Annotated in this window: 26 protein-coding genes and 1 pseudogene; 20 read left to right on the top strand and 7 right to left on the bottom strand. The window is 67.3% G+C overall.

The genetic code is table 11. From position 1 onward, the window contains the following. Positions 1-392 precede the first annotated feature (392 nt). The 8 genes and pseudogenes from pqqA (at position 393) to PHLH3_RS20770 (ending at position 8,564) form a co-directional block, all read left to right on the top strand. Positions 393-464: a pyrroloquinoline quinone precursor peptide PqqA gene (gene pqqA / locus PHLH3_RS20805; RefSeq protein ID WP_003243383.1), complete on the top strand. Its 72-nt coding sequence runs from the start codon at positions 393-395 to the stop codon at positions 462-464. A 44-nt stretch (positions 465-508) separates the two neighbouring features. Then, on the top strand, positions 509-1,423 hold the full coding sequence (gene pqqB / locus PHLH3_RS20800) for a pyrroloquinoline quinone biosynthesis protein PqqB (RefSeq protein WP_213625619.1): 915 nt from the start codon (positions 509-511) through the stop codon (positions 1,421-1,423). A 29-nt stretch (positions 1,424-1,452) separates the two neighbouring features. Next, on the top strand, positions 1,453-2,205 hold the full coding sequence (gene pqqC, locus PHLH3_RS20795; protein ID WP_021222616.1) for a pyrroloquinoline-quinone synthase PqqC: 753 nt from the start codon (positions 1,453-1,455) through the stop codon (positions 2,203-2,205). Then, entirely contained in the window at positions 2,202-2,480 is a 279-nt protein-coding gene (gene pqqD, locus PHLH3_RS20790) for a pyrroloquinoline quinone biosynthesis peptide chaperone PqqD (RefSeq protein WP_043241947.1), read from the top strand. Before pqqC ends, pqqD begins: the two co-directional genes overlap by 4 nt. Next, positions 2,452-3,615, top strand: coding sequence for a pyrroloquinoline quinone biosynthesis protein PqqE (gene pqqE, locus PHLH3_RS20785; RefSeq protein ID WP_213625618.1), 1,164 nt, complete (start codon positions 2,452-2,454; stop codon positions 3,613-3,615). Before pqqD ends, pqqE begins: the two co-directional genes overlap by 29 nt. A 120-nt stretch (positions 3,616-3,735) precedes the next feature. Beyond that, positions 3,736-5,598: a S9 family peptidase gene (locus PHLH3_RS20780; protein ID WP_213625617.1), complete on the top strand. Its 1,863-nt coding sequence runs from the start codon at positions 3,736-3,738 to the stop codon at positions 5,596-5,598. Between the two features lie 140 nt (positions 5,599-5,738). Beyond that, positions 5,739-6,902 (top strand): alcohol dehydrogenase-like regulatory protein ErcA, encoded by a 1,164-nt coding sequence (gene ercA / locus PHLH3_RS20775; protein ID WP_173177920.1) that lies wholly within the window; start codon positions 5,739-5,741, stop codon positions 6,900-6,902. After that, a pseudogene (locus tag PHLH3_RS20770) lies at positions 6,886-8,564 on the top strand (NahK/ErcS family hybrid sensor histidine kinase/response regulator). The gene ercA and the pseudogene PHLH3_RS20770 overlap by 17 nt, the downstream one beginning before the upstream one ends. Positions 8,565-8,584: 20 nt before the next feature. On the opposite strand, the gene PHLH3_RS20765 reads toward PHLH3_RS20770, so the two are convergent. Beyond that, complete coding sequence (locus PHLH3_RS20765; protein WP_213625616.1) at positions 8,585-9,379, bottom strand: transporter substrate-binding domain-containing protein; 795 nt, start codon at positions 9,377-9,379, stop codon at positions 8,585-8,587. A 460-nt stretch (positions 9,380-9,839) separates the two neighbouring features. On the opposite strand from PHLH3_RS20765, the gene modA reads away from it, so the two are divergent. Genes modA through modC form a run of 3 tightly spaced genes read left to right on the top strand, consistent with a single transcriptional unit; the run spans position 9,840 to position 12,401 of the window. Further along, positions 9,840-10,592 (top strand): molybdate ABC transporter substrate-binding protein, encoded by a 753-nt coding sequence (modA, locus tag PHLH3_RS20760; RefSeq protein ID WP_213625615.1) that lies wholly within the window; start codon positions 9,840-9,842, stop codon positions 10,590-10,592. A gap of 20 nt (positions 10,593-10,612) precedes the next feature. Then, on the top strand, positions 10,613-11,293 hold the full coding sequence (gene modB / locus PHLH3_RS20755; RefSeq protein ID WP_213625614.1) for a molybdate ABC transporter permease subunit: 681 nt from the start codon (positions 10,613-10,615) through the stop codon (positions 11,291-11,293). 19 nt (positions 11,294-11,312) lie between these two features. After that, on the top strand, positions 11,313-12,401 hold the full coding sequence (gene modC / locus PHLH3_RS20750) for a molybdenum ABC transporter ATP-binding protein (RefSeq protein WP_213625613.1): 1,089 nt from the start codon (positions 11,313-11,315) through the stop codon (positions 12,399-12,401). Between the two features lie 117 nt (positions 12,402-12,518). On the opposite strand, the gene PHLH3_RS20745 is transcribed toward modC, so the two are convergent. Beyond that, the gene (locus PHLH3_RS20745) at positions 12,519-13,109 is read right to left on the bottom strand and encodes an NAD(P)H-dependent oxidoreductase (RefSeq protein ID WP_213625612.1); all 591 of its coding nucleotides are present in this window, start codon (positions 13,107-13,109) and stop codon (positions 12,519-12,521) included. Between the two features lie 162 nt (positions 13,110-13,271). On the opposite strand from PHLH3_RS20745, the gene PHLH3_RS20740 reads away from it, so the two are divergent. Next, positions 13,272-13,589 (top strand): putative quinol monooxygenase, encoded by a 318-nt coding sequence (locus PHLH3_RS20740; protein ID WP_213625611.1) that lies wholly within the window; start codon positions 13,272-13,274, stop codon positions 13,587-13,589. Between the two features lie 57 nt (positions 13,590-13,646). Here the strand turns inward: PHLH3_RS20740 and PHLH3_RS20735 are convergent, their stop codons facing one another. Next, on the bottom strand, positions 13,647-14,645 hold the full coding sequence (locus PHLH3_RS20735) for an AraC family transcriptional regulator (protein WP_173177960.1): 999 nt from the start codon (positions 14,643-14,645) through the stop codon (positions 13,647-13,649). A gap of 323 nt (positions 14,646-14,968) precedes the next feature. Between PHLH3_RS20735 and PHLH3_RS20730 the strand changes: the two genes are divergently transcribed. From PHLH3_RS20730 to PHLH3_RS20710, 5 genes are all read left to right on the top strand, one after another. Continuing rightward, positions 14,969-16,255, top strand: a complete 1,287-nt coding sequence (locus tag PHLH3_RS20730; RefSeq protein ID WP_111262038.1) for a dicarboxylate/amino acid:cation symporter — start codon at positions 14,969-14,971, stop codon at positions 16,253-16,255. Positions 16,256-16,531: 276 nt separating this feature from the next. Then, positions 16,532-17,671: an acyl-CoA dehydrogenase family protein gene (locus PHLH3_RS20725; RefSeq protein ID WP_173177966.1), complete on the top strand. Its 1,140-nt coding sequence runs from the start codon at positions 16,532-16,534 to the stop codon at positions 17,669-17,671. A 67-nt stretch (positions 17,672-17,738) separates the two neighbouring features. Then, positions 17,739-18,569: an amidohydrolase family protein gene (locus tag PHLH3_RS20720; protein WP_213625610.1), complete on the top strand. Its 831-nt coding sequence runs from the start codon at positions 17,739-17,741 to the stop codon at positions 18,567-18,569. Positions 18,570-18,668: 99 nt separating this feature from the next. Then, on the top strand, positions 18,669-20,306 hold the full coding sequence (locus tag PHLH3_RS20715) for an AMP-binding protein (protein ID WP_213625609.1): 1,638 nt from the start codon (positions 18,669-18,671) through the stop codon (positions 20,304-20,306). A 22-nt stretch (positions 20,307-20,328) separates the two neighbouring features. Next, positions 20,329-21,510 carry a CaiB/BaiF CoA-transferase family protein gene (locus PHLH3_RS20710; RefSeq protein WP_213625608.1) on the top strand — a complete coding sequence of 394 codons (1,182 nt, stop codon included), beginning with the start codon at positions 20,329-20,331 and terminating at the stop codon, positions 21,508-21,510. 199 nt (positions 21,511-21,709) lie between these two features. Here the strand turns inward: PHLH3_RS20710 and PHLH3_RS20705 are convergent, their stop codons facing one another. The 4 genes from PHLH3_RS20705 to PHLH3_RS20690 form a co-directional block, all read right to left on the bottom strand. After that, positions 21,710-22,204 carry a SprT family zinc-dependent metalloprotease gene (locus tag PHLH3_RS20705; RefSeq protein ID WP_111262043.1) on the bottom strand — a complete coding sequence of 165 codons (495 nt, stop codon included), beginning with the start codon at positions 22,202-22,204 and terminating at the stop codon, positions 21,710-21,712. A gap of 85 nt (positions 22,205-22,289) precedes the next feature. Then, entirely contained in the window at positions 22,290-22,886 is a 597-nt protein-coding gene (locus PHLH3_RS20700) for a Yip1 family protein (RefSeq protein WP_213625607.1), read from the bottom strand. Positions 22,887-23,030: 144 nt separating this feature from the next. Then, positions 23,031-23,630: a Yip1 family protein gene (locus PHLH3_RS20695; protein WP_111262045.1), complete on the bottom strand. Its 600-nt coding sequence runs from the start codon at positions 23,628-23,630 to the stop codon at positions 23,031-23,033. Positions 23,631-23,795: 165 nt separating this feature from the next. Continuing rightward, positions 23,796-24,392: a DNA-J related domain-containing protein gene (locus tag PHLH3_RS20690; protein ID WP_213625606.1), complete on the bottom strand. Its 597-nt coding sequence runs from the start codon at positions 24,390-24,392 to the stop codon at positions 23,796-23,798. Positions 24,393-24,492: 100 nt separating this feature from the next. Here PHLH3_RS20690 and ttcA point away from each other — a divergent pair, with 100 nt between their 5' ends. The 3 genes from ttcA to PHLH3_RS20675 all read left to right on the top strand — a co-directional run bounded on the left by ttcA (position 24,493) and on the right by PHLH3_RS20675 (position 26,853). Then, positions 24,493-25,317 carry a tRNA 2-thiocytidine(32) synthetase TtcA gene (ttcA, locus tag PHLH3_RS20685; RefSeq protein WP_213625605.1) on the top strand — a complete coding sequence of 275 codons (825 nt, stop codon included), beginning with the start codon at positions 24,493-24,495 and terminating at the stop codon, positions 25,315-25,317. Positions 25,318-25,380: 63 nt separating this feature from the next. Continuing rightward, entirely contained in the window at positions 25,381-26,052 is a 672-nt protein-coding gene (locus PHLH3_RS20680) for a DNA-3-methyladenine glycosylase I (RefSeq protein ID WP_213625604.1), read from the top strand. Between the two features lie 27 nt (positions 26,053-26,079). Further along, entirely contained in the window at positions 26,080-26,853 is a 774-nt protein-coding gene (locus PHLH3_RS20675; protein WP_213625603.1) for an NAD-dependent deacylase, read from the top strand. The last annotated feature ends 15 nt before the right edge of the window (positions 26,854-26,868 follow it).

The raw sequence follows: 26,868 nt of genomic DNA, 5'->3' as shown, positions 1-26,868 counted from the left end.
CGCTGGCGGCCCCTGGGGGCGCGCCTCGGCGTCTTGTTGTTTTTGTCGAACCGGTAGCCCGGCCGGACGCTCCAACCATAGACCGCAGGGCAGCCGCCCGCCGTTATCCATCCGTCGGAGGTGGCATGGAGACAGCAAGGCACATGCCCGAAGCATTCGACGCCGCCGCAAGGCCCGGCCCAGGGCGCCTCGTCGCCGGGCCGCACCATGCGCGGCGCATGGGCAGCCGTCGCAGGAATGCGACAGCTGTAGCGGGCGGGCGCACAGCTGTCGCACGCACGCTACCAAATCAGGACCGGAACTCGTTCGAAAGTAGCATTCGGGGGTACCGGGCCTGGTGGTTAACTCAAACCTGCCGGAATTCTCCGGCGCAATAAGAAGAGGATCGACCCATGTGGACTAAACCCGCCTATACCGACCTGCGCATTGGCTTCGAAGTGACCATGTACTTCGCCAACCGCTGATCGTCCTTGCCCCGGTTCGCCGGGGCTTCCCGCCAGGGGTTCCCATGCATATCCAGATTCTCGGCTCCGCCGCCGGCGGGGGCTTTCCGCAGTGGAACTGCAACTGCCGCAATTGCGCCGGCCTGCGTGCCGGCACCCTGAACGCCGAAGCGCGTACCCAGTCCTCCATCGCCCTGAGCGATGATGGGGTGAACTGGGTGCTGTGCAATGCCTCCCCCGACATCCGCGCGCAGATCGAGGCCTTCCCGGCGTTGCAGCCGGCCCGGCGCCTGCGCGACACGGCCATCGCCGCCGTGCTGCTGATGGACAGCCAGATCGACCATGTCACCGGCCTCCTGACCCTGCGCGAGGGCTGCCCGCATTCGGTGTGGTGCACGGAGATGGTCCACCAGGACCTGACCAGCGGCTTCCCGCTGTTCACCATGCTGCAGCACTGGAACGGCGGCCTGTCCTGGAACCCCATCGCCCTGGACGGCGAGCCCTTCACCGTTCCCGCCTGCCCGGGGCTGCGCTTCACCGCCATCGCCCTGCGCAGCAGCGCGCCGCCCTATTCGCCGCACCGGGGCAACCCGCACCCGGGCGACAACATCGGCCTGTTCGTCGAGGACCTGCGCACCGGCGGCTCGCTGTTCTACGCGCCGGGCCTGGGGCAGGTGGACGAGGCGCTGCAGGGCTGGATGCGCCGCGCCGATTGCCTGCTGGTGGACGGAACCCTGTGGCGCGACGACGAGATGCGCGTGTGCGAGGTGGGCGACAAGCTCGGCAGCGAGATGGGCCACCTGCCGCAGAGCGGCCCCGGCGGCATGCTGGAGGTGCTCGACGGCCTGCAGGACAAGCGCCGGGTGCTCATTCACATCAACAACACCAACCCCATCCTCGATGCCGATTCCGCCGAGCGCGCCGAACTGGACGCGCGCGGCATCGAAGTGGCCTGCGATGGCATGGCCATCCGCCTCTGAGCGCCGGCCCGAACAACGAGGAGCTGTCCATGCAACAGACCGCCATGAGTCCCGAGCAATTCGAACAGGCGCTGCGCGCCAAGGGCGCCTATTACCACATCCACCATCCCTTCCATGTGGCGATGTACCAGGGCCGCGCCAGCCGCGAGCAGATCCAGGGCTGGGTGGCCAACCGCTTCTACTACCAGGTGTGCATCCCGCTGAAGGATGCGGCGATCCTCGCCAACTGCCCGGACCGCGACACCCGCCGCGAGTGGATCCAGCGCATCCAGGACCACGACGGCGCGCCGGGCGAGGCGGGCGGTATCGAGGCCTGGCTGCGACTCGCCGAGGCGGTGGGGCTGGACCGTGAGCAGGTGCTGTCCCAGGAACTGGTGCTGCCGGGCGTGCGCTTCGCCGTGGACGCCTACGTCAACTTCGCCCGCCGCGCCAGCTGGCAGGAGGCGGCGAGCAGCTCGCTGACCGAGCTCTTCGCGCCGCAGATCCACCAGTCGCGCCTCGATGCCTGGCCCACCCACTACCCCTGGATCGACCCGGCCGGCTACGACTACTTCCGCTCGCGCCTGTCCCAGGCTCGGCGCGACGTGGAGCATGGCCTGCGCATCACCCTCGCGCACTACCGCACGGTCGAGGCCCAACAGCGCATGCTGGAGATCCTGCAGTTCAAGCTCGACGTGCTGTGGAGCATGCTCGATGCCATGAGCATGGCCTACGAGCTGGAGCGCCCGCCGTACCACACGGTGACCCGCGAGCGGGTCTGGCACAGGGGGCTGGGGCAATGAGCGAGGTGCTGCAATCGAAGACCCCGCAACTGCGCCGGGGCTTCCGTTTCCAGTTCGAGCCGGCCCAGGGCTGCCACGTGCTGCTCTACCCGGAAGGCATGATCAAGCTCAACGAGAGCGCCAGCGAAATCCTCAAGCTGATCGACGGCCAGCGCAGCGTCGCCGCCATCATCGACGACCTCACCGGGCGCTTCCCCGATGTGCCGGGGGTGGACGAGGACATCCTCGCGTTCATGGAGGTGGCCAGTGCACAGTTCTGGATCGAGCTGCGTTGAACCGCTCCGCACGGCCAGCCAGCCCGGCCCGCCGCTTTGGCTGCTGGCAGAGCTGACCTACCGCTGCCCGTTGCAGTGCCCGTACTGCTCCAACCCCCTGGACTTCGACCGCCAGGGCGCGGAGCTGTCCACCGCCGAGTGGATCGAGGTGTTCCGCCAGGCCCGTGAGCTGGGGGCGGCGCAGCTGGGCTTCTCCGGTGGCGAGCCGCTGGTGCGCCAGGACCTGGCCGAGCTGATCCGCGCGGCGCGCGGCATGGGCTACTACACCAACCTGATCACCTCCGGCATCGGCCTCACCGAGGCGCGCATCGCCGAGTTCGCCGAGGCGGGGCTGGACCATATCCAGATCAGCTTCCAGGCCGCCGACGAGGCGGTGAACAACCTGCTGGCCGGCTCGCGCAAGGCCTTCGCCCAGAAGCTGGCCATGGCCCGGGCGGTGAAGGCGGCGGGCTACCCGATGGTGCTCAACTTCGTCACCCACCGGCACAACATCGACAACATCGAACGCATCATCGAGCTGTGCCTGGAGCTGGAGGCGGACTTCGTCGAGCTCGCCACCTGCCAGTTCTACGGCTGGGCCGAGCTCAACCGTGCCGGCCTGCTGCCGACCCGCGAGCAACTGGAGCGCGCCGAGGCCATCACCAATGCCTACCGCGACAAGCTGGCGGCCGAGAACCACCCCTGCAAGCTGATCTTCGTCACCCCCGACTATTACGAGGAGCGACCCAAGGCCTGCATGAATGGCTGGGGCAACCTGTTCCTCGACATCACCCCCGACGGCACCGCGCTGCCCTGCCACAGCGCGCGGCAGCTGCCGGTGCAGTTCCCCAACGTGCGCGAGCACAGCATCCGCCACATCTGGCAGGACTCCTTCGGCTTCAACCGCTTCCGGGGCGATGCCTGGATGCCCGAGCCGTGCCGCTCCTGCGACGAGAAGGACCGCGACTTCGGCGGCTGCCGCTGCCAGGCCTTCATGCTCACCGGGGACGCCGCCAACGCCGACCCGGTGTGCAGCAAGTCGGCGCACCACGGCATCATCCTCGACGCCCGCCGCCAGGCCGAGGAGGCGCCACGGGGCGTGGGTGAGCTGGTATTCCGCAACCCGGGCAATGCGCAGCTGATCGCCAAGGCGTGAGAGCTGTTCGGTGGGGCCCCGGGTTCGCGGGGGCTGGCCGGAGCCCTGCGGGGTTGCACCTTGCACCGTCACCCTCGCGAACGCGGGGGCCCACCCAAGAGGACCTGTCCGGAAATCGCCATGCCCCACGCCACCGTCCCCTACGGCACCTGGCCCAGCACCTTCAGCGCGCTCGACGCGGCAGGCGCCAGCCGTGACTTCGCCGAGCTGAAGCGCTGCGCGCACGGCCTGTTATGGACCCTTTTCGACCCGCAGGACGCACGCACCACGCTCTGGCTGTGGCGCGAAGGCCAGGCGCGCTGCCTGACGCCGGCAGGCATTTCCCTGCGTAGCCGGGTGCACGAGTACGGTGGCGGTGCCTTCTGTGCGACCCCCGAGGGCGTGGCCTTCGTCAACGAGGTGGACCAGCAGCTCTATCTGCAGAGCGTGGACGGCGAACCCCGACCCCTGACCCGACGCCTTTGCAGCCGCTACGGCGACCTGCAGTTCGATGCCCGTGGCCAGGCGCTGCTGGCGGTGGAGGAGTGCCATAGCGGTGATGCCGTGCGCAATCGCCTGGTGAGCATCGCCCTGGGCGACGGCACGCGCAGGGTGGTGGCCGAGGGCGCTGACTTCTATGCCGCGCCGACCCTGGACGCTTCCGGTCGCCGCCTGGCCTGGATCGAATGGAACCGCCCCGAGCAGCCCTGGACCGCGACCCGCCTGTGCGTCGCCCGGCGTGACGACGACGGCGCCTGGCAGGACCCGCGGCAGGTGGCGGGCCACGAGGGCGAGGAGTCCCTGCAACAGCCACGCTTCAGCGCCGATGGCCGTCTGCTGTGCCTGAGCGACCGCCACGGTTGGTGGCAGCCCTGGGAGGAATCCGCTGCTGGCTGGCGCCCGGTATCGGGCAGTGTGGAGGCCGATCACGCCGCCGCGCCCTGGCAACTGGGTGCCTGCACCTGGCTGCCGCTGGAGGCGGATGGGCTGCTGGCGAGCCGTTTCGAGCAGGGCTTCGGCGTGCTGGTGGAGCAGGGCGGGGCGGGTGAGCGACGCCTGGCGCAGGCCTTCAGCCGCTTCCGTGCCCTGGCATTCGATGCGTTGTACTTCTATGCCATCGCCTCGGCACCGGACCGGCTGCCGGCGGTGATCGCCATCGACCGCAGCGAGGGGCGCGTCGTGGTGCTGGCCGGTGGCGAGCAACCGCTGCCCGACGCCCAGCTGTCACGCCCGGAGCCCGTGGATTTCGATACCGGCCAGGGCGAGCGCGCTCACGGCTTCTTCTACCCGCCGCGCAATGCCGAGGTGCAGGGGCCGGTGGATGAGCGCCCACCGTTGCTGGTGTTCATGCATGGCGGGCCGACCTCGGCCTGCTACCCGCAGTTCGACCCGCGCATCCCGTTCTGGACCCAGCGCGGTTTCGCCGTGCTCGACCTCAATTACCGGGGCAGCAGCGGCTATGGCCGGGCCTACCGCCAGCGCCTGCGCGGGGAGTGGGGGCGCATCGAGGTGGAGGACGCCTGCGCGGCGGTCGCCCACCTGGCCGCCGCCGGGCGCATCGACGGCGCGCGGGCCTTCATCCGTGGCGGCAGTGCCGGCGGCTACAGCGCCTTGCTGGCCCTGGCCGAGGGCGGCACCTTCCGTGGCGGCGCCAGCCTCTACGGGGTCAGCGACCCGCTGGCGCTGCGCCGGGTCACCCACAAGTTCGAGGCCGACTACCTCGACTGGCTGATCGGCGACCCCGACCTCGACGCCGACCGCTACCGCCAGCGCACGCCGTTGCAGCGCCTGGCGGACATCGAGGCGCCGCTGATCTTCTTCCAGGGTGGCCGCGACGCCGTGGTCGTCCCCGCGCAGACCCACGCCATGGTCGACGCCCTGCGCCAGTTGGGCCGCGAGGTGGAGGTGCACCTCTATCCCGACGAAGGCCACGGCTTCCGCCAGGCTGCCAACCTCGCCCATGCGCTGGAGGCGGAGTACGGGTTCTACCGGCGGTTGCTCTGATCGCATGGCGATCGGGTGGGATGCTCTCAAGCACTGAAGCGGGCGACTCGCAATCGGCTGGCACCCATTGGTCGGATTGAAAACGTCCCTGATTCCAGTAGTCTGCTTCCCATCCCATAACAAGAACGATCAGGCGGATCATGCGCCACGACATCAGCCAACTGCGTAAATTCGTGTCCCCCGAAATCATCTTCGGCGCCGGCTGCCGGCATAACGTCGGCAACTACGCGAGCACCTTTGGTGCGCGCAAGGTGCTGGTGGTGTCCGACCCCGGTGTGCTCGCCGCCGGCTGGGTCGCCGATGTGGAGGCCAGCCTGCAGGCCCAGGGCATCGACTACTGCCTGTTCACCCAGGTCTCGCCCAACCCGCGCGTGGAGGAGGTGCGGCTGGGGGCGGACTTCTACCGCAGCGAGGGCTGCAACGTGATAGTCGCCGTGGGCGGCGGCAGCCCGATGGATTGCGCCAAGGGCATCGGCATCATGGTCGCCCACAACCGCTGCATCCTCGAGTTCGAGGGCGTGGACACCATCCGCGTGCCGAGCCCGCCGCTGATCCTCATCCCCACCACCGCCGGCACCTCGGCGGACGTGTCGCAGTTCGTGATCATCTCCAACCAGGCCGAGCGGATGAAGTTCTCCATCGTCAGCAAGGCGGTGGTGCCGGACGTGTCGCTGATCGACCCGGAAACCACGCTGAGCATGGACCCCTTCCTCTCCGCCTGTACCGGCATCGATGCGCTGGTGCACGCCATCGAGGCGTTCGTGTCCACCGGCAGCGGGCCGCTCACCGATACCCACGCGCTGGAGGCCATGCGCCTGATCAACGGCAACCTGGTGCAGATGATCGCAACGCCCGACGACATCGCCCTGCGCGAGAAGATCATGCTCGGCAGCATGCAGGCGGGGCTGGCCTTCTCCAACGCCATCCTCGGCGCGGTGCACGCCATGTCCCACAGCCTCGGCGGCTTCCTCGACCTGCCCCACGGCATGTGCAACGCGGCGCTGGTGGAGCATGTGGTGGCCTTCAACTACAGCGCCGCGCCGGAGCGTTTCCGCGTGGTGGCCGAGACCCTGGGCATCGACGGGCGCGGGCTCAACCACAACCAGATCCGCCAGCGCCTGGTGGAGCACCTGATCGCCTTCAAGCAGTCGGTGGGCTTCCACGAGACGCTGAAGCTGCACGGCGTTTCCACCTCCGACATCCCCTTCCTGTCGCGCCATGCGATGGAGGACCCCTGCATCCTCACCAACCCGCGCGAGTCGAGCCAGCGGGATGTCGAGGTGGTGTATGCCGAGGCCCTCTGAGGAGCAGCGCCAGGCGCTGCTCGGGCTGGGCAGCCATTCGGCGCGCAAGAGCCACTATCCCGAGCTGCTGAGCCGGCTGGAGGAGCTGGAGACCGAGCGCAATCGCTACAAGTGGCTGTTCGAGCACGCCGTGCACGGCATCTTCCAGGCCAGCCTGCAGGAGGGCCTGCGTGCGGCCAACCCGGCCCTGGCGCGGATGCTCGGCTACGACTCGCCGGAGCAGTTGTTGTGGGCGCTGACCGATCTCGCCAGCCACCTGTTCGTCGGTGGCGAGGCGGAGCTGGTGCACATCCGCGCCGAGCTGCAGCGCCAGCAGGGGCTGTTCGGCTACGAGACGCGCCTGCGTCGCCAGGACGGCAGCCATGTCGACGTGCTGATGAACCTGCTGCTGAAGCCGGACGAGGAGGGGCTGTTCGAAGGCTTCGTCGCCGACATCACCGAACGCATCCTCGCCCAGCAGCGGCTGCAGACCTTGAACGACGAACTGGAGCAGCGGGTGGCGGCGCGCACCCTGGAGCTGCAGACCCTCAATGGCCAGCTGCGCGAGGCGCGCGACGCCGCCGAGGCCGCCAACCAGAGCAAGGACAAGTACCTGGCCGCCGCCAGCCACGACCTGCTGCAACCGCTGAACGCGGCGCGGCTGCTGGTCTCGACCCTGCGCGAGCGCCATCTGCCGGGTGCCGAGCAACTGCTGGTGGAGCGCACCCACCTGGCCCTGGAAGGCGCCGAGGACCTGCTCACCGACCTGCTGGAAATCTCCAAGCTGGACCAGAGCGCGATCCGTCCGGACATCGACGCCTATCGCCTGGACGAGCTGCTGGCGCCGCTGGCCTCGGAGTTCCAGAGCGTCGCCCAGTCCGCCGGGCTGCAACTGCGCGCGCGCATTCCCGGGGGCTCGCGGTGAGCACCGATATCCGCCTGCTGACGCGCATCCTGCGCAACTTCCTCAGCAACGCCTGCCGCTACACCGAGCGTGGCCGCGTGCTGCTCGGCTGCCGGCGCCAGGGCAACAAGGTGCGGCTTGAGGTGTGGGACAGCGGGCGGGGCATTCCGGCGGACCAGTTGCAGGCGATCTTCCTCGAATTCAACCAGCTGGACCGGGGCCGTGCAGCCGAGCGCAAGGGCGTGGGCCTGGGGCTGGCCATCGTCGACCGCATCGCCGGCATCCTCGGCTGCCCCATCGGCGTGCGCTCGCAACCGGGGCGCGGTTCGGTGTTTTCCATCGAGGTGCCGCTGGCGGAGGTGCTGCCCGCACGCCGCGAGGAGCGGCCGCCGCGCCCGGTCACCGGCGACCCGCTGCCGGGTCGGCGCCTGCTGGTGCTGGACAACGAGGCGAGCATCCTCCACAGCATGGCCGCGCTGCTGGGGCAGTGGGGCTGCGAGGTGGTGACCGCGCCCGACCTGGAGAGCGCCCTGGGCAACCTGGGCGGCGTCGCGCCGGAGGCGATCCTGGCGGACTACCACCTCGATCACGGCGTGACCGGTTGCGAGGTGGTGCAGGCGCTGCGCGGGCAGTTCGGCCGGGCGATCCCGGCGGTGATGATCACCGCCGACCGCAGCGACGAGTGCCGGCGCAACCTCCAGGCCCTCGGCGCGCCGTTGCTGAACAAGCCGGTCAAGCCCGGCAAGCTGCGCGCGGTGCTGAGCCAGTTGCTGCTCTGATCCCGATTGGCCCCGGCCGGTCAGTTGCCGTGCGGGGTGTCGGCCAGCACCTGCCTGAGCCGGGCCTGGTAGTCGGCGGATTCGCGCTGGCGGGCGATCTCGTCCCAGATGGCCTGGGCGACGGCGGGCCGCTCGTCCACCAGGCGGTTCGACAGCATGAGGTAATAGTCCTTCTGCTCCAGTGGCACCGGGCGCTTCTCGATGTCCTGGCCGATGTCCGGGTGGCTGGCCAGGAGCTGGTCGGCGCGCAGGGTCTGCATGGCGGCGGTCTCGAAACGGTGGCCGTGGAGCATGCGCAGCAGTGCCAGCGGGTCGCGGCTGGTTTCCTCGACTTCCAGGCCGTGGGCCTTGAGTAAATCGATGATGGAAAACCCGCTGAGCGAGGCGACGCGGCCACGGATGCCGCTGAAGGCCTTGCCGTCCCAGTCGGCCTGGCTGCCTCGCAGGCGGTAGAGGGAGTAGGAGGCGCTGTGCAGGCGCTTGCCGGTGTCCAGCGAGCCATCGGCGCGGTACGGGTAGTGGCCCATGACCTGGCGCTCGGTCTTGAAGGCGGCGGCGAAGGCGCCATCGTACTGGCCCCGGGCGAGGCCATCGAGGCAGCGCTTCCAGGGCATCGGCTGGCGTTGGATCTTCAGCTTCAGCGCCTGTTGCACACGATCGAACAGCACCTGGTTGAGGCCCTTGTCGTCGAGCATCACCCAGGGCCAGGAGTCCTGGTCCTCGTAGCAGAACACCAGCTTTCCGGGCTCGGCCGCCTGGACCTGGAAGGTGAGGAGGCAGGTGAGGGCACAGGCGATGAACGGGGTCGGCGACATGGTGGCTCGGTTTCAGGCAGGCGCCCGGGAAGTGTAGTCAGGCCTGGGGCCCTGGGTTGGCGGGCGCCTTTTAGCATGATGGCAAAGCGCCGTCTGCGGTCCCTGGGCGAACTTGAGAACCCGGTCAGGAATGGGGCGTGCCGCCGGATGAACGGGGGCGGGAGGTGGGAACGAAAATGGCCGCAGGAGGCGGCCATGAGGTTTCCGCAGCGGGGGAGGCGGAGGCGATATCGGCGCGGCGGGAGCGCCGGACTTTTCCGTCGTGGCCAAGTGAGCCGTCGGCGGCATCAGATGGGGGCTGGTCCCTCAGCCGCAGTCAGTTTCACCGGTCTGTATTGCACGCCTGTGACGATCGCCGAAGAAAATTTTCATCGCTATATAGTTTTATACATAGCGAGGCGCTAGAGTCGGCTTCCGTTCCACATCCTCCGACCTCGCACAACAACCAAGGAGTGTTCCCATGGGCCATCTGTCTCGCCTGCTCGTCACGCTTGCCGCCTGCTCAACCGCCAGCCTGGCCCTGGCCCAGGATGTCCAGGTCGCGGTCGCCGCCAACTTCAGCGCACCGATCCAGGCCATCGCCAAGGACTTCGAGAAGGACACCGGCCACAGGCTGGTGATCGCCACCGGTGCCACCGGCCAGTTCTACGCGCAGATCAAGAACGGCGCGCCGTTCGAGGTCTTCCTCGCCGCCGACGACACCACCCCGGCCAAGCTGGAGAAGGAAGGCGACACCGTTGCCGGCACCCGCTTCACCTACGCCGTCGGCACGCTGGCCCTGTGGTCGGCCAAGGACGGCTACGTCGACGCCGAGGGCGAGGTGCTGAAGAACAATGAGTACAAGCACCTGTCCATCGCCAACCCGAAAGCCGCGCCCTATGGCCTGGCCGCCACCCAGGTGCTGGAGAAGCTGGGCCTGACCGCCCAGGTCAAGGGCAAGCTGGTGGAGGGCCAGAACATCACCCAGGCGCAGCAGTTCGTTTCCAGTGGCAACGCCGAGCTGGGCTTCGTCGCGTTGTCGCAGGTCTACAAGGATGGCAAGGTGACCGGCGGCTCCGCCTGGATCGTGCCGGCCGAGCTGCACGACCCGATCAGGCAGGACGCGGTGATCCTCGCCAAGGGCAAGGACAACGCCGCCGCCAGGGCGCTGGTCGACTACCTGAAGGGCGACAAGGCCGCGGCGGTGATCAAGTCCTACGGCTACGAGCTTTGACTGACTGAGGAAACGGTGCGATGCCACTGAGCGGTGACGACTGGGCGGCGATCCGGCTGACCCTGGAACTGGCGAGCCTGACCACGGCCCTGTTGCTGCTGGTGGGAACGCCCATCGCCTGGTGGCTGGCCCGCACCGGGTCCTGGCTGAAGGGGCCCGTGGGGGCGGTGGTGGCGCTGCCGCTGGTGCTGCCGCCCACGGTGATCGGCTTCTACCTGCTGGTGAGCATGGGGCCCAATGGTTTCATCGGCCAGTTCACCCAGTCCATCGGCCTGGGCACCTTGCCCTTCACCTTCGCCGGGCTGGTGGTGGGTTCGGTCCTCTATTCGCTGCCCTTCGTGGTGCAGCCCCTGCAGAACGCCTTCGAGGCCATGGGGCCGCGTCCGCTGGAGGTCGCGGCCACCTTGCGCGCCAGCCCCTGGGACAGCTTCGTCACCGTGGTGCTGCCGCTGGCCCGGCCGGGCTTCGTCACCGCTTCCATCCTCGGCTTCGCCCACACGGTGGGGGAGTTCGGCGTGGTGCTGATGATCGGTGGCAACATCCCGGAGAAGACCCGGGTGGTCTCGGTGCAGATCTTCGATCACGTCGAGGCCATGGAGTACGCCCAGGCCCACTGGCTGGCCGGTGGCATGGTGGTGTTCTCCTTCCTCATACTGCTGGCCCTGTATTCCAGCCGGCGCATGAAGCCGGGCTGGACCTGACCCCGAGGACCCCCGCGGCATGAGTGACGACATACGTGCGCGCCTGTACCTGGCCTGGCCCGGCTTCGAGCTGGACGTCGATCTCGCCCTGCCTGGGCGCGGGGTGACGGCGCTGTTCGGCCATTCCGGCTCGGGCAAGACCAGCCTGCTGCGCTGCATCGCCGGCCTCGAGCGCAGCGCCCGTGGCCGCCTGGAGGTCAATGGCCAGACCTGGCAGGACAGCGAGCGCGGCCTCTTCTTGCCCACCCACAAGCGTGCCCTGGGCTATGTGTTCCAGGAGGCGAGCCTGTTCGAGCACCTGTCGGTGCGGCGCAACCTGGAGTACGGCGAGAAGCGCATCCCGGCCACCGAGCGCCGCGTGAAGTTCGCGCAGGCGGTGGAGCTGCTGGGCATTGGCCACCTGCTGGAGCGCATGCCGGCGCGCCTGTCCGGTGGCGAGCGGCAGCGCGTGGGCATGGCCCGGGCGCTGCTGACCAGCCCGCGCCTGCTGTTGATGGACGAGCCGCTGGCGGCCCTGGACGGCAAGCGCAAGGCGGAGATCCTGCCCTACCTGGAACGCTTGCACGACGAGCTGGATATCCCGGTGCTCTATGTCAGCCATTCCACGGAGGAGGTGGCACGGCTGGCCGATCACCTGGTGCTGATGGACGAGGGCCGCGTGCTGGGCAGCGGGCCGCTGGGCGAGACCCTGGCGCGGCTGGACCTGCCCACGGCGCTGGGCGATGACGCGGGGGTGGTGATCGAGGGACGGGTGATCGGGCATGACGCCGAGTACCAGTTGCTCACCCTCGGGCTGCCGGGCAGCGGGCTGAGCATGCGCGTGGCCCACGCCCCGGCAGAGGCCGGGCGGCGGGTGCGCTTCAAGGTGCAGGCCCGCGACGTCAGCCTGGGCCTGCAACGCCAGGCGGACAGCAGCATCCTCAACCTGTTGCCGGCGACGGTGTGCGCCGAGATCCCGGCGGACAACGCCGCCCACGTGCTGGTGCGCCTGGAGGTGGACGGCAACCCGCTGCTGGCGCGCATCACCCGTTATTCGCGGGACCAGCTCGGGCTGCACCCGGGGCAGCAGCTGTGGGCGCAGATCAAGTCGGTGGCGTTGCTGGCCTGACGCTTCGTCGCCTCGGGCGTCATTCGCGAGCTCCCGCCTCTTCCATGGCGTTGCAGCCCCGTGAGCAGGAACCTGTGCGGATGCCTTGATGGCAGGGTGGGGGCCCACTTAACGGCATCAGGCGCTAGCGCCGAACACCTTGGCCAGGTGCGCTTCGTAGCGGGCGATGTCGCCTTCGATATCGGGGCGCTTCATCACGTCGACGGCAAGGAAGGTGGGCAGGGCGGTCATGCCGAGGAACTGGTTGGCCTTGTGGAAGGGGAAGTAGACGGCGTCCACGCCCTTGGCCTCGAAGAAGTCGGTGGGGTCGTCGAAGGCCTGCTGTGGGGCGTTCCAGGTGGCGGAGATCATGTACTGCTTGCCGTGCAGCAGGCCGCCGCTGCCGTATTTCTGCGAGGCGTCGGAACGGGTGCGGCCGTCGTTGGCGTAGAGGCTGCCGTGGCCGGCGGTGAAGACTTCGTCGATGTACTGCTTCACGGTCCAGGGCGCGCCCATCCACCAGCCGGGCATCTGCCAGACGATGACGTCGGCCCAGAGGAATTTCTGCACTTCTTCGGCGGTGTCGTAGCCGCCATCGATGAAGGTTTCCTTCACGTCGAAGCCCGAGCGGTCGAGGTAGGCCAGGGCGGCTTCGTGCAGGGTGCGGTTGTAGCGGCCGTCGGAATGGGCGAACTGCTTGCCGCCGTTGAGCAGGAGGATCTTTTTCATGGCTGGGTGGCCTCGTGAGGTTCTCGATGACCGGCAGGTTACCCAGGGCCGTGCGCGGGAAAAACCGCTTCCGGGGCAAATCGCCTTTGCGTGAAAAGCACGAATCGCCAATCGACTCTTGCGATAGGCTGCGCCGCATTCCAGCAACCGGAGCGTCTGCCCATGAGCGATACCTGCGCCTTTATCCTCCATGCCCATCTGCGCCCGGAGAAAGCCGACGAGTTCGAGGCGCTGTTCCGCGCCTACGTCGAGCCCAGCCGCGCGGAGGCGGGTTGCATCGAGTACCACATGCTGCGCGATGCCCGCGACCCGACGCTGTTCATCTTCTTCGAGGTGTGGCGCTCGCGGGCGGACCTGGAGGCCCATTCCTCCCTGCCGCACATGCAGGCCTTCCACGAGCGGCGCATGGAGTTCCTGGTGCGGGATTTCGAGATCCGCGAGATCGAGATGCTCAGCGCGGCGGCGATGGTGAAGGGTTGAGGCTGGCGCGAAAAGCCCCCGGGCTACGTCCTGGCTACGCGAGTCGGGTTTGGGCGGTCAGGCTTCCTGGGCGCGGTAGGCGCCGGGGGTGAGGCCGGTCCATTTCTTGAAGGCGCGGTGGAAGGCCGAGGGTTCGGAGAAGCCGAGCTGCTCGGCGATGTCCTGGATGGACAGCTCGTCGCGGCCCAGGTGGTAGATCGCCAGGTCGCGGCGCAGGTGATCCTTGAGTTCCTGGAAGCTGGAGCCTTCCTCGCGCAGGTGGCGACGCAGGGTCTGCGGGCTGATGTGCAGCTGCTGGGCCACTGCTTCCAGGTCCGGCCAGGTGCGGCAGTCGCGGCCCAGCAGGCGGCGGATCTGGCTGGTGAGGCTGTCGCCGCCATCGGGGCGGGCCAGCAGGTCGGCGGGGGAGTGCTCGAGGAAGTGCTTGAGGGTGCGTTCGTCCTGCAGCAGCGGCATGGCCAGGTAGCGGGCGTTGAACAGCAGGCTGGTGCTGGGCGCATCGAAGCGGCGCTGGGTGGGGAACAGCAGTTCGTATTCGCCGACGTGCTCGGGCTCGGCATAGGCGAAGGTGGCTTCCTCCAGGCGGATGCGCTGGCCGATCAGCCAGCTGCCGAGGCGGTGCCAGATCACCAGCAGGCTTTCCACGAGGAAGTGGTCCGGGTCCCAGAGGGTGGCGTCGTCCACCGTCAGGCGCACCGACTCGCCCTCGCGCTCTAGGAGGATGCGCGGCGCCTCGGGGAACAGGCCGTAGAACATCGCCCCTCGCCCCAGGGCCTTCTCCAGGCTGCGGCAGTGGATGATCGCGTGGCACATCATGGCGAAGGTGCCGCGCTTGCTGCGCTGGCGGCCGAAGCCCATGTACTCGTCGTCCAGCGCCTCCCACAGCAACTGCATCAACCGGCTGAACTGCTCCGGGGCGACCCGGGCGCGGGGCTCTTCCAGCAGTGCCGCCTGGATGCCCGCGTGGCGCAGGATGGCGGCGCAATCCAGGCCATGGCGCTCGGGACCGCGCAAGGCGGCACGGACGAAATGACTGGCGATGGTGCGCTCGCGCATGGGGCGGCTTCCTGGTTCGGGGTGGCCGATGGTAGGGCGGGGCGCGAGGGGGCGACAAGGGGTGGTCGTGGCGGGAATCCCCCGGGCGCCTTGGCGGGAATCCGCCTGAAGAATTGTCCTACAGCCCCCTGTTGTTTTCTGTAGGCCACGGCGCACTAGGTGTTGCGCGATCCGTTCGGGTTGGCACAGCCCTTGCGATAGGAGTCTCGCCATCCATTGGTTTGGATCGCAGAACAACAAAGTCTCCCAGCAAGGGAGGTGATAGAGACCGGTGGTGCGCCCCTGTACGGAATCAGGCCCCGCACCACCCGAGAGGACCTGCCATGACCCGTCAACCCCTCTACAAAAGCCTTTATTTCCAGGTTCTGGTGGCCATCGCCATCGGCATCCTGGTCGGCCACTTCTACCCGCAGACCGGCGTCGCCCTGAAGCCGCTGGGTGACAGCTTCGTCAAGCTGATCAAGATGGCCATCGCGCCGATCATCTTCTGCACCGTGGTCACCGGCATCGCCGGCATGCAGAGCATGAAGGCCGTCGGCAAGACCGGTGGCTACGCGCTGCTGTATTTCGAGATCGTCTCTACCCTCGCGCTGCTGATCGGCCTGGTCGTGGTCAACGTGGTGCAGCCCGGCGTCGGCATGCACGTCGACCCCACCACCCTGGACACCAAGGGCATCGCGGCCTACGCGGCGGCTGGCGAGAAGCAGTCCACCATCGACTTCCTGATGAACGTCATCCCGGGGACCGTGGTCGGCGCCTTCGCCAACGGCGACATCCTCCAGGTGCTGTTCTTCTCCGTGCTGTTCGGCTACGCGCTGCACCGCATGGGTGACTACGGCCGCCCGGTGTTCGAGTTCATCGAGCGCATCTCCCAGGTGATGTTCAACATCATCAACGTGATCATGAAGGTCGCGCCCATCGGTGCCTTCGGTGCCATGGCCTTCACCATCGGCGCCTACGGCGTGGGCTCGCTGGTGCAGCTCGGCCAGCTGATGCTGTGCTTCTACATCACCTGCCTGCTGTTCGTGCTGATCGTGCTGGGTGGCATCGCCCGCGCCCATGGCTTCAGCATCCTCAAGTTCATCAAGTACATCCGCGAGGAATTGCTGATCGTGCTGGGCACCTCGTCCTCCGAGTCCGCCCTGCCGCGCATGATCGCCAAGATGGAAAAGCTCGGTGCCAACAAGTCGGTCGTCGGCCTGGTGATCCCCACCGGTTATTCCTTCAACCTCGACGGCACCTCCATCTACCTGACCATGGCCGCGGTGTTCATCGCCCAGGCCACCGACACGCCGATGGACATCACCCACCAGATCACCCTGCTGCTGGTACTGCTGATCGCCTCCAAGGGTGCCGCCGGCGTCACCGGCAGCGGCTTCATCGTCCTGGCCGCCACCCTCTCCGCCGTCGGCCACCTGCCGGTCGCGGGCCTGGCGCTGATCCTCGGCATCGACCGCTTCATGTCCGAAGCCCGCGCCCTGACCAACCTGGTGGGCAACGGCGTGGCGACCCTGGTCGTCGCCAAGTGGTGCAAGCAGCTGGACACCGACACCCTGGACCGCGAACTGGCCGGCAATGCCGCGCCGCAGGTAGAAGCCCAGCGCGTCTGAACCCTGTAATTCTCTCCTCCCTCCCCACGGGGAGGAGATTTTCCAGGCCCGTCTCGTGACGGGCTTTTTTATGGGCGGCTTTTAGTGGGTCCCCGCGTTCGCGGGGATGACGAGGTACCACGAGCGTTTTGCATTCCCATCACTCCCGCGCATGCGGGAGCCCCCTGAAGCTGTGCTGAGCACATGGGTCAATCGACCCTGAGCGCTTGCGTCATTGAGCGTGCGTGCGGGCGCCGCCTACCCTGCGGAACGTTTTTTTCCAGGGAGACCCCTCGCATGCAGCGCATCCATTTCGAAACCGAACACAACATGTTCCGCGACGCGTTCCGCGCCTTCCTGCAGAAGGAAGTGGTGCCGCACCAGGAGGCCTGGGAGGAGGCGGGCGTGGTGGATCGCGCCGTGTGGCGCAAGGCTGGCGAGATGGGCTTCCTGTTGCCCTGGGCGGATGAGGAGTACGGCGGCGCCGGGCTGAAGGACTTCCGCTACGAGCAGATCATGTGCGAGGAGCTGGCCCACATCAACGAGCCGGGCTTCATGATCCCGCTGCACTCGGCGCTGTGCGGCCCCTACATCGCCGAGTACGGCAACGCCGAGCAGAAGGCGCGCTTCCTGCCGGGGATCATCAGCGGCGAAATCATCCTCGCGGTGGCCATGACCGAGCCTTCCGCCGGCTCCGACCTCGCCGGCATGCGCACCACCGCCGTGGACAAGGGTGACCACTACGAGCTGAACGGCTCCAAGGTGTTCATCTCCAACGGCCTGCTGGCGGACCTGGTAATCGTCGCGGCCAAGACCGACCCGGCCAACAAGCACGCCATGGGCCTGTTCCTGGTGGAGCGCGACATGATCGGCTTCGAGCGCGGGCGCAACCTGAAGAAGCTGGGCATGAAGAGCCAGGACACCGCCGAGCTGTTCTTCAACAACGTCAAGGTGCCCAAGGCCAACCTGCTGGGCGATGCCAAGGGCGGCTTCTTCTACCTGATGAACATGCTCGCCCAGGAGCGCCTGACCAACGCCTGTGGCGCGGTGGCCGGTGCCGAGGCGGCGTTGCAGGCAACCATCGACTACGTGAAGGAGCGCAAGGCCTTCGACCGGCCCGTCTCGCACTTCCAGAACACCCGCTTCAAGCTGGCCGAGATGCGCACCCAGATCGACGTCGCCCAGGTCTTCACCGACCGCTGCGTGATGGACCACAACCAGAAGAAACTCACCCCCGAAGTGGCCGCCGAGGCCAAGCTGTTCACCACCGAGCTGCTGTGCAAGGTGGTGGACGAGGGCGTGCAGCTGCACGGCGGCTGGGGCTACATGTGGGAGTACCCGATCTGCAAGATGTACGCGAACGCACGCATCCAGCGCATCTTCGCCGGCACCTCGGAGATCATGAAGGAGATCATCAGCCGCGGCATGAAGCTCTGAACCCCGGCCCGGCGCCCCGGGCCGGGCTAGAGTTCAGCCACTGTATGGACACCAGGAGGTCACTGCCATGAATGCACCGCTGGGCGCCATCGACGCCTGGGCCCAACCTGCCAACGGCCGCGCCCGCGAGCTGTTGCCGGAGGTGGTCCGGCTGTTCGAGAAATCCGGTTCCGCACACTTGCTCGACCAACCGCTGACGCCACAGCAGACGGTGGCGGAGATGGACCGCGCGGGCGTGGACAAGCTCATGCTCGCCGCCTGGTGCCGGCCGGAGCGCTGGGTGTTCGACAACGACCTGGTGGCCGAGTACACCCGGGCCTTCCCCGACCGCTTCGTCGGGGTCGCCACGGTGGATCTCGGCAAACCCCTGGCGGCGGTGCGCGAGCTGGAGCGGGCGGTGCTGGACCTGGGCTGCAAGGCGCTGCGCGTGGTGCCCTGGCTGTGGAAGCTACCGCCCAACCACCGGCTCTATTACCCGCTCTATGTGAAGTGCATCGAGCTGGACATTCCCTTCTGCACCCAGGTGGGCCACACCGGCCCGCTGATGCCCTCGGAGACCGGCCGCCCGGTGCCTTACCTGGACGAGGTGGCGCTGGATTTCCCCGAGCTGCGCATCGTCGCCGGGCACATCGGCCATCCCTGGACCGAGGAGATGATCGGCCTGGCCTGGAAGCACGACAACATCTACATCGACACCTCCGCCTACCTGCCACGCTACTACCCCCAGGCGCTGCTGCAGTTCATGCGCAGCTACGGCCAGGACAAGGTGCTGTTCGGCAGCAACTTCCCGCAGCTGTCCCTGGAGCGCTGCATGACCCAGGTGAAGGAGCTGGCGCTGCCGGCGGAGATCGAGGCGAAGTTCCTCCATGGCAATGCGCGCCAGGTGTTCCGGCTGTGAGGCTATCCGGCGAGCCGCCGTGCCCTGGAGGAGGGCAGATAGGCGGCGAATAACGTGACAAGCTCCGACCATTACAAGAACAACAAGGAGGGTTGAAAGATGACCGACCAACTGCCGTTGCAGCGGCTCGCCCATTGGGTGGCCACCGCGCCGGACCGCGTCTGGCTCAGCCAGCCGGTGGAGCGCCAGTGGCATGACCTGTCCTGGCGCCAGGCCGACGACCAGGCCCGGCGCCTGGCCAGCGCCCTGCGGGCGTTGGGCTGCGAACCCGGCGACCGGGTGGCGATCCTGGCGAAGAACTGCGCCGAGTGGATCATCAGCGACCTGGCGATCATGCTCGCGGGCCTGGTCAGCGTGCCGCTGTACCCGCTGCAATCGGTGGAGAGCATCGACTACGTGCTGCGCCACTCGGCGTGCAAGGCGATCATCCTCGGCAAGCTCGACGAGGCCGGGAAGATCGAGGCCGGCATTCCCGCCGAGGTCGTCCGCATCGCCATGCCGTACCCGACCCTGGGCGCGCAGCACCAATGGCACGAACTGCTGGCCGCCCACGAGCCGTTGCGCGACGGGCATGTGCAGCGCCCGGACGATTTGCTCAGCATCCTCTATACCTCCGGCACCACGGGCCAGCCCAAGGGCGTGATGCAGCGCGCCGGGGCCTTCGCCTTCGCCTCCAGCCGCTCGGTGGCGGAGATGGGCCTGGACGAGCACGAGCAGTTCTTCTCCTACCTGCCGCTGTCCCATGCCGCCGAGCGCTTCCTTGTGGAAACCAACAGCCTGTATTGCGGCGGCGCCATCGCCTTCGTCGAATCCCTGGACACCTTTGCCGATGACCTCAGGCGGGTGCGGCCGACGGTGTTCTTCTCCGTGCCGCGCCTGTGGACGCGCTTCCAGCAGGGGGTGCTGGAGAAGCTGCCCCAGGCCAGGCTCGAACGCCTGCTGCGCATCCCGCTGCTCGGCACGTTGGTGGCGCGCAAGGTGCGCCAGGGGCTGGGGCTGGACCGCGCGCGGGTGCTGGTCAGCGGCGCGGCGCCGATCCCGGTGGCGCTGCTGGAGTGGTACCGGCGCATCGGCCTGACCATCTGCGAGGGCTACGGCATGACCGAGAACTTCGCCTACGGCAACTTCAACCGCCCCGGCCAGGTGCGCTTCGGCAGCGTCGGCCGGGCGATGCCGGACAACGAGGTGCGCATCGCCGAGAACGGCGAGATCCTCTACCGCAGCCAGGCGCTGATGGCCGGCTATTACCTGGAGCCGGAGAAGACCGCCGACACGCTGCAGGCCGGCTGGCTGCACACCGGCGACAAGGGCGAGATCGATGCCGATGGCTACCTGCGCATCACCGGGCGGGTGAAGGACATCTTCAAGACCAGCAAGGGCAAGTACGTGGCGCCGGCACCCATCGAGGGCGAGATCGCCAAGAACCTCTGGGTCGAGCAGGTGTGCCTGATGGGCAACGGCCTGGACCAGCCGCTGGCGCTGATCGAGCTCAGCCCGGCGGCCCGCGCCGAGCCGCGCAGCAAGGTGGAGGCCGAGCTGGCGGCGAGCCTGCAGGTGCTCAATGCCCAGCTGCTGCCCCATGAGCGCATCAGCCATTTCGTGCTGGTGCGCGAGAGCTGGACGGTGGATAACGGTTGCATGACGCCGACCATGAAGATCCGCCGCAACGTGCTTGAACAACGTTTCGCCGCAGTCGCCGCGTGCCTGGACGCACGCCAGCCGCTGCATTGGGAATGACCCGAACCGCTATGGAGTTGCCATGAAAGGCCCGCTCGCTTCGCTGAAGATCCTCGATTTCTCCACCCTGCTGCCGGGGCCCTTCGCCTCGTTGCTGCTGGCCGACATGGGCGCCGAGGTGCTGCGTGTCGAGTCCCCCGGCCGCATGGACCTGGTGCGCGTGCTGCCGCCCCATGACGGCGGCACCTCCACCAGCCACGCCTACCTGAACCGCAACAAGCGCAGCATCGCCCTCGACCTCAAGCGCCCCGAGGCGGTGGAGGTGGTGCGCCAGCTGGTGGCCGAGTACGACATCGTGCTGGAGCAGTTCCGCCCCGGGGTGATGGGCAAGCTCGGCGTGGGCTACGAGGCGCTGAAGGCGATCAACCCCAGGCTGATCTACGTCTCCATCACCGGCTACGGCCAGACCGGGCCCTATCGCGACCGGGCCGGTCACGACATCAATTACCTGGCCCTGGCAGGCATCGCCAGCTACACCGGGCGCCAGGAGAGCGGCCCGCTGCCCCTGGGCGTGCAGCTGGCGGATATCGCCGGCGGCTCGCTGCACGGGGTGATGGGCCTGCTGGCGGCGGTGATCCAGCGCCAGGCGACGGGGGAGGGGCAGCACGTGGACGTGAGCATGACCGACTGCGCCTTCAGCCTGCACGGCATGGCCGGCGCCGGTTACCTCGGTGCGGGCGTGGAGCCGGTCATGGAGAACCAGGCGCTCAACGGCGGCAGCTTCTATGACTACTACCGCACGCGCGATGGCCGCTGGTTCTCGGTGGGCAGCCTGGAGCCGCAGTTCATGCAACAGTTCTGCGCCGCCATCGGCCGGCCGGAGCTGGCTGCCCGCGGGCTGTCGCCCAAGCCGGAGGACCAGCGCGAGCTCAAGCGCGCCATCGAGATCGAGTTCGAGAAACGCGACTTCGCCCAATGGAGCGAGCTGTTCGCCGCGCTGGATGCCTGCGTCGAGCCGATGCTGCCGCTTTCCGAGGCGGTGCGGCACCCGCAGATCGAGGCCCGGGGCCTGGTCACCGAGGTGCCCCGCGAGGGGCTGCCGGCGCAACGGCAGATCGCCTGCCCGATCAAGTTCTCCACCGGCCTGCCGGCACCGCGCCATGTGGGCGTCGCCGTGGGCGCCCACACCGCCGAGGTGCTGGCGGAACTGGGCTATACCGCCGAGCAGATCGCCTCGCTGAAAGCGGGGAAGGTGACCGGGTAGGCGCGCGTTCGGCGGATGTGGATAGAGACAGGGGGGGCGTAGGGTGGGCTTCAGCCCACCAATCGGGCCCCAGCTTCGCGAATGAATTCGCTCCCACACTCGTTGCTTCAAGCTTCAAGCTTCAAGCTTCAAGCTTCAAGCTTCAAGCTTCGGGCCGACCTGCACATCCGCTGATTGCACCCGCCCTGCGGGCTTTGGTTTATTCCTGCCGCTGTTCCCCGCTGAACACCAGGGTCACCTTGCAGCGCCGGCAGTAGTAGCGGCGCCCGCGTGCCACCAGGGCGTGGCGCTGGGAGGAGAAGGGGTAGTCGCCGTCCGGGCAGGCGCAGCGGTAGAGGTAGCGGGTGACCTTGCGCCGCTTCACGTCATAGCTGTGGCAGCGGTTGGGCGGCAGCTCGTAGACGCCGCGCATGATCAGCTGCCACTCCTCGCCGTGGGGCTGGATACGGTGGCCGAACAACTGGTGGGCGACCAGGTGCGCCACTTCGTGGGCAACGGTCTGCTTGAGGAAATCTTCCTGGTTCTCGCGATACAGCTGCGGGTTGAAACGCAGCTTGTTCTCATCCAGGTGGGCGACGCCGGCCTTCTGGCCACGCAGCTTGAAACTGACTTCTGGGCGGGGGAACCGGCGTTGGAAAAAAGCTTCCGCCTGCTGGTAGCAGGCTTCGACGCGCGCGTGTAGCAGCTCGGGCATAGAGGGCACTCCAGGGCCCGCGATTATGCCGCAAAGCCGCTACCGGCCGAATCGTTCTCCTGCCGAGCGGTCGTGACTCGCCGCCCTAGACGTATTCCGGCGTCAGGTACAGGTGCCAGTGCAGGATCACGGAAACCAGCACATTGACCATCACCAGCAGCCCCACGGCCCAGATGGACGAGGCGTAGAGGAAGCTCTGTTCCTGTTTCAGGCGCATGAACACCGGGACTCCGACGAACAGCAGGAAGGTCGAGTAGGCACCGGCGAGCAGCAGCACGGCCACCGCCAGCCAGCGGCTGGGGTAGAGGCCGGCGATCCCGGCGATGAACAGCGGGGTGGCGGTATAGGCGATGAAGCCCACACATTCGTTGAAGCTGGGGCGGGTGTCGAAGACGCGCGCCATCCAGCGCACGAAGCCGCCCATCAGCAGCACGCCGAGCACGGTGGCGACGTACAGGGCGAGGCTCAGTTGCAGGGCGCTGCCCGAGGCGAGCCGCACCACCTCGTCCTCGGCCAGGCTCCAGCCGACCACGGTGGTGCCCATGTAGAGACTGAGCGCCGGGATGATCGATAGCAGCAGGAGGTGCACCAGGTAATGCAGGCTGTTGCGCGTCTCGTCCTGGCGGATCTCCTGCCAGGCGCGTTCCGGCTGGGTGAAGAGGGTCAATAGATGCGGGGCCATGGCTGTTCTCCTTGGGGCGCACGGGCGCTGTCGCAGGGGGCTCAAGGAGTTAGAGGGCCGGGGAGGGGAGGGTTTCAACTTTTTGGCCGGCCGGCAAACGAAGAGGCCGCCCCTGGGGCGGCCTCCGTCCTGCGGTTGAAGGGATCAGCGGATGTACACCGGCCCCACGCCCATGCCCCAGAGGATGACCGAGGCGGCGATCATCGCCACCAGCACCACCAGGCCCACTGCCAGCACCGAGCTGGAGAACAGGAAGCCTTCGTCCGTGGGGATGTTCATGAAGGTCGGTATGCCCACGTAGAGCAGGTAGACCGTGTAGCAGATGGCCGCCGTGCCGATGATCATGCCGAGCCAGAGGTGCGGGTAGAGCGCCGCGAGGCCGCCGATGAACAGCGGGGTGGCGCAGTACGCGGCGAACACGACGCATTCGGTGAAGCTCGGCGAGGCGTCGTAGGTGCGCGCCATCCAGTGGATGAAGGCGCCCATCACGGCGACACCGGCGAGCATGGCGAGGTAGGAGAGGATGGTCATCTGCATCGCGCTGGACTGCGTGAGCATGACCGGGTCCCCCTTGCCGATGGCCCAGCCGACCTGGGTGGTTCCTATATAGGCGGAGACTACGGGAATGGCAGCGAGTACCAGGATATGGGTCAGGTACATGTGGCTGATGCTTTCTTCCTCGCCACGGATTTCCTGCCATTCCTGATCGGGATGGGTGAAGAGCCCCCAAACGTGGTGGATCATTCTGAACACCTCCTCATTATTATGAGGTCGCCCCCCAGCGAAGCGCCGGGTACGCGTAGCCAGCGTCATCCGGTGCTCGGCCGACACATGCGACCTTGTGTCGCAGTATAGGTCCAGGCTGGAGCCCGCGCCTGCCGTGGCTTTAGAGCAAATCAGACTTAAGCCTCAGCGGTAATAGCGCTGAAGTATTTCCATCGCCTTGTTGATCGACTGGATGCGCTCGGTGCTGCCGCCGCGATCGGGGTGATGCTGGCCCACCAGTTGGCGGTAGCGGTGCTTGATCACCCCGAGGTCGAGCGCTTCGTCGCCCTCCACCAGCTCGAACAGCTCCAGGGCGGCGAGCTTTTCGTCCCCGCCCTGCATGCGCGTCCAGAAGCTGGCGAGCAGTTTCTCGACATCCCGCTCGGTGGTGTCGCGCAGGTGACGCAGGTCCAGGTAGTAGGTGCGCAGCGGGTCGTGCTCGGTGAGCGCATCGCTGCCCGCTGTGTAGGGCAGCAGGCGGATGCTCAGCGGGCTGATGGCGAGGAAGGCGCTGCCTTCGGCCCAGAGGCGGTCGCGTAATAGATAGAGGGCGTTGAACAGCAGGAAGTGGGTGCGGAACAGCACCAGGCGGTCGGCCAGGCCCAGGTTGGGGATGTGGGTGGAGTGGCCGGCCTTGAGGCGCTGGATCAGCTCGAATTCGCCGATGCCGTCCGGCGCCTGGCGCAGGAGCACCAGCAGTTGGTCGACGAGGTCGAGGGAGGGGTCTAGTTCGTTGTTCATCGGGCGCAGGCTAGCACAGCGAAACTGAGGGCTGGGGTGGCGCGCGCTTTGTGCGTAAAATAGCCAGCTTTTCGCACCCCTCCCCGGATTCCAGAGCACCATGGGCACCCTTTCGGTCAACCAGAACAAACTGCAGAAACGCATCCGTCGCCTCGCCGGCGAAGCCATCGCCGACTTCAACATGATCGAGGACGGCGACAAGGTCATGGTCTGCCTGTCCGGCGGCAAGGACAGCTACACCATGCTCGACGTCCTGCTGTACCTGCAGAAGGTCGCGCCGATCAAGTTCGAGATCGTCGCCGTGAACATGGACCAGAAGCAGCCGGGCTTCCCCGAGCACGTGCTGCCGGCCTACCTGGAGTCCATCGGCGTCGAGTACCACATCGTCGAGAAGGACACCTATTCGGTGGTCAAGGAGAAGATCCCGGAAGGCAAGACCACCTGCTCGCTGTGCTCGCGCCTGCGCCGGGGCACGCTCTACACCTTCGCCGACGAGATCGGCGCGACCAAGATGGCCCTCGGTCACCACCGCGACGACATCCTGGAAACCTTCTTCCTCAACATGTTCTATGGCGGCACCCTCAAGGCCATGCCGCCGAAGCTGCGTGCCGACGACGGCCGCAACGTGGTGATCCGTCCGCTGGCGTACTGCAACGAGGCCGATATCGAGGCCTACTCGCAGCTCAAGGAGTTCCCGATCATCCCGTGCAACCTCTGCGGCTCGCAGGAGAACCTGCAGCGCCAGGTGGTCAAGGAGATGCTCCAGGAATGGGAGCGCAAGTCGCCGGGCCGTACCGAGATCATGTTCCGCGCCCTGCAGAACGTGGTGCCCTCGCAGCTGGCCGACCGCAACCTGTTCGACTTCACCAACCTGCGCATCGACGAAAGCGCCGCGCCGCGCACCCTGGACGTCGTCAATATCTGAATGTGAGCTTCAAGCTTCAAGCTTCAAGCTTCAAGCTTCGAGCTACAGCCAAGGCTCTTATCTATGCGTGATTACCGCTGGCTCCACGAGTATTGCCTGAACCGCTTCGGCTCGGCCGAGGCCCTGGAGGCGCGCCTGCCCCGACCGCGCAGCGACGCCGAGCTGCGCGGGCTGGCCGATGATCGCTACCTGTCGCTGCTGGCCTTGCGGGTGTTCCGCGCCGGGCTCAAGCACAGCCTGGTGGACGCCAAGTGGCCGGCCTTCGAGGAGGTGTTCTTCGGCTTCGACCCGGAGAAGGTGGTGCTGATGGGCGCCGAGCACCTGGAGCGGCTGATGCAGGATGCGCGGTTGATCCGCCACCTGGGCAAGCTCAAGAGCGTGCCGCGCAACGCCCAGTTCATCCTCGACGTGCGCCGCGAGAAGGGCAGCTTCGGTGCGCTGATCGCCGATTGGCCGGTGACCGACATCGTCGGCCTGTGGAAGTACCTGGCCAAGCACGGCAACCAGCTGGGCGGGCTGTCGGCGCCGCGCTTTTTGCGCATGGTCGGCAAGGACACCTTCATCCCCACCGACGACATGGTCGCCGCGCTCAAGGCCCAGGAGATCATCGACAAGGCGCCCACCAGCCTGCGCGATCTCGCCCTGGTGCAGGCCGCGTTCAACCGGTGGCACGAGGAAAGCGGCAGGCCGCTGTGCCAGCTCTCGGTGATGCTGGCCCATACCGTCAACCACTGATCCCGTTTCGCGAGGCAGGAGGCTTCCATGGACCATTCGTCGGATATCGCCCGGGTCGCCGCTGAGCTGAAGCGGGCCGAACGCATCCTCATCATCACGGGGGCAGGCCTTTCCGCGGATTCCGGCCTGCCCACCTACCGCGGGCTCGGTGGCCTCTACAACGGCATGACGGAGGAGGGCATCCCGATCGAGGAGGCCATCTCCGGCCCCATGCTGCGGCGGGACCCCGCCCTGTGCTGGAAGTACCTCGCCCAGCTCGGGCGCGCCTGCCTCGGCGCACGCCCCAATGCCGGGCACGCAGCCATCGCCGAACTGCAGCGGCTCAAGCCGGAATGCTGGGTGCTGACACAGAACATCGACGGCTATCACCGCCAGGCGGGGTCGCCCGTGAAGCGGCTGATCGAGATCCATGGCGAACTGGCGCCCCTGTTCTGCCAGTCGTGCGGCGCCGAGAGCGACCAACTGTCGCAGCACCTGGAACGGCCTTTGCCTCCCAAATGCACGGTTTGCGGTGGTATTCTCCGGCCTCCCGTCGTCCTGTTCGAGGAAATGCTCCCCGAAAAGGCCATCGACACCCTCTACGCACAACTGCGCAAGGGCTTCGATGCGGTGCTTGCGGTCGGCACCACGGCGAGCTTCCCCTACATCATCGAACCGGTGATGCGCACCCGCCAGCAAGGCGGCTTCACGGCGGAAATCAACCCCGCCAGCACTGATCTCGCCCGCTCGGTCGACGTACATCTGAAGGGAAAGGCCTTAGATGTTTTGCAGGAACTACTGAGTCACATTTCGATCGATTAAATTTGCAAATTAGAT

It is taken from the genome of Pseudomonas sp. Pc102, from assembly GCF_018408275.1.
In the GTDB taxonomy this organism is placed as follows: Bacteria; Pseudomonadota; Gammaproteobacteria; order Pseudomonadales; family Pseudomonadaceae; genus Metapseudomonas; species Metapseudomonas tohonis.
The sequence above is the reverse complement of the archived record's forward strand: the minus strand, read 5'-3'. Positions and strand labels throughout refer to the sequence as shown.

Coding starts and splice junctions, on each gene's coding strand:
- PHLH3_RS20730 (WP_111262038.1), top strand. CDS start 14,969: ATGACCCGTCAACCCCTCTACAAAAGCCTTTATTTCCAGGTTCTGGTG.
- PHLH3_RS20680 (WP_213625604.1), top strand. CDS start 25,381: ATGCGTGATTACCGCTGGCTCCACGAGTATTGCCTGAACCGCTTCGGC.
- pqqB (WP_213625619.1), top strand. CDS start 509: ATGCATATCCAGATTCTCGGCTCCGCCGCCGGCGGGGGCTTTCCGCAG.
- pqqD (WP_043241947.1), top strand. CDS start 2,202: ATGAGCGAGGTGCTGCAATCGAAGACCCCGCAACTGCGCCGGGGCTTC.
- modC (WP_213625613.1), top strand. CDS start 11,313: ATGAGTGACGACATACGTGCGCGCCTGTACCTGGCCTGGCCCGGCTTC.
- PHLH3_RS20720 (WP_213625610.1), top strand. CDS start 17,739: ATGAATGCACCGCTGGGCGCCATCGACGCCTGGGCCCAACCTGCCAAC.
- pqqC (WP_021222616.1), top strand. CDS start 1,453: ATGCAACAGACCGCCATGAGTCCCGAGCAATTCGAACAGGCGCTGCGC.
- PHLH3_RS20710 (WP_213625608.1), top strand. CDS start 20,329: ATGAAAGGCCCGCTCGCTTCGCTGAAGATCCTCGATTTCTCCACCCTG.
- PHLH3_RS20715 (WP_213625609.1), top strand. CDS start 18,669: ATGACCGACCAACTGCCGTTGCAGCGGCTCGCCCATTGGGTGGCCACC.
- PHLH3_RS20690 (WP_213625606.1), bottom strand. CDS start 24,392: ATGAACAACGAACTAGACCCCTCCCTCGACCTCGTCGACCAACTGCTG.
- PHLH3_RS20705 (WP_111262043.1), bottom strand. CDS start 22,204: ATGCCCGAGCTGCTACACGCGCGCGTCGAAGCCTGCTACCAGCAGGCG.
- modA (WP_213625615.1), top strand. CDS start 9,840: ATGGGCCATCTGTCTCGCCTGCTCGTCACGCTTGCCGCCTGCTCAACC.
- PHLH3_RS20745 (WP_213625612.1), bottom strand. CDS start 13,109: ATGAAAAAGATCCTCCTGCTCAACGGCGGCAAGCAGTTCGCCCATTCC.
- modB (WP_213625614.1), top strand. CDS start 10,613: ATGCCACTGAGCGGTGACGACTGGGCGGCGATCCGGCTGACCCTGGAA.
- ttcA (WP_213625605.1), top strand. CDS start 24,493: ATGGGCACCCTTTCGGTCAACCAGAACAAACTGCAGAAACGCATCCGT.
- PHLH3_RS20735 (WP_173177960.1), bottom strand. CDS start 14,645: ATGCGCGAGCGCACCATCGCCAGTCATTTCGTCCGTGCCGCCTTGCGC.
- PHLH3_RS20780 (WP_213625617.1), top strand. CDS start 3,736: ATGCCCCACGCCACCGTCCCCTACGGCACCTGGCCCAGCACCTTCAGC.
- PHLH3_RS20700 (WP_213625607.1), bottom strand. CDS start 22,886: ATGGCCCCGCATCTATTGACCCTCTTCACCCAGCCGGAACGCGCCTGG.
- PHLH3_RS20695 (WP_111262045.1), bottom strand. CDS start 23,630: ATGATCCACCACGTTTGGGGGCTCTTCACCCATCCCGATCAGGAATGG.
- PHLH3_RS20725 (WP_173177966.1), top strand. CDS start 16,532: ATGCAGCGCATCCATTTCGAAACCGAACACAACATGTTCCGCGACGCG.
- PHLH3_RS20675 (WP_213625603.1), top strand. CDS start 26,080: ATGGACCATTCGTCGGATATCGCCCGGGTCGCCGCTGAGCTGAAGCGG.
- PHLH3_RS20740 (WP_213625611.1), top strand. CDS start 13,272: ATGAGCGATACCTGCGCCTTTATCCTCCATGCCCATCTGCGCCCGGAG.
- ercA (WP_173177920.1), top strand. CDS start 5,739: ATGCGCCACGACATCAGCCAACTGCGTAAATTCGTGTCCCCCGAAATC.
- PHLH3_RS20765 (WP_213625616.1), bottom strand. CDS start 9,379: ATGTCGCCGACCCCGTTCATCGCCTGTGCCCTCACCTGCCTCCTCACC.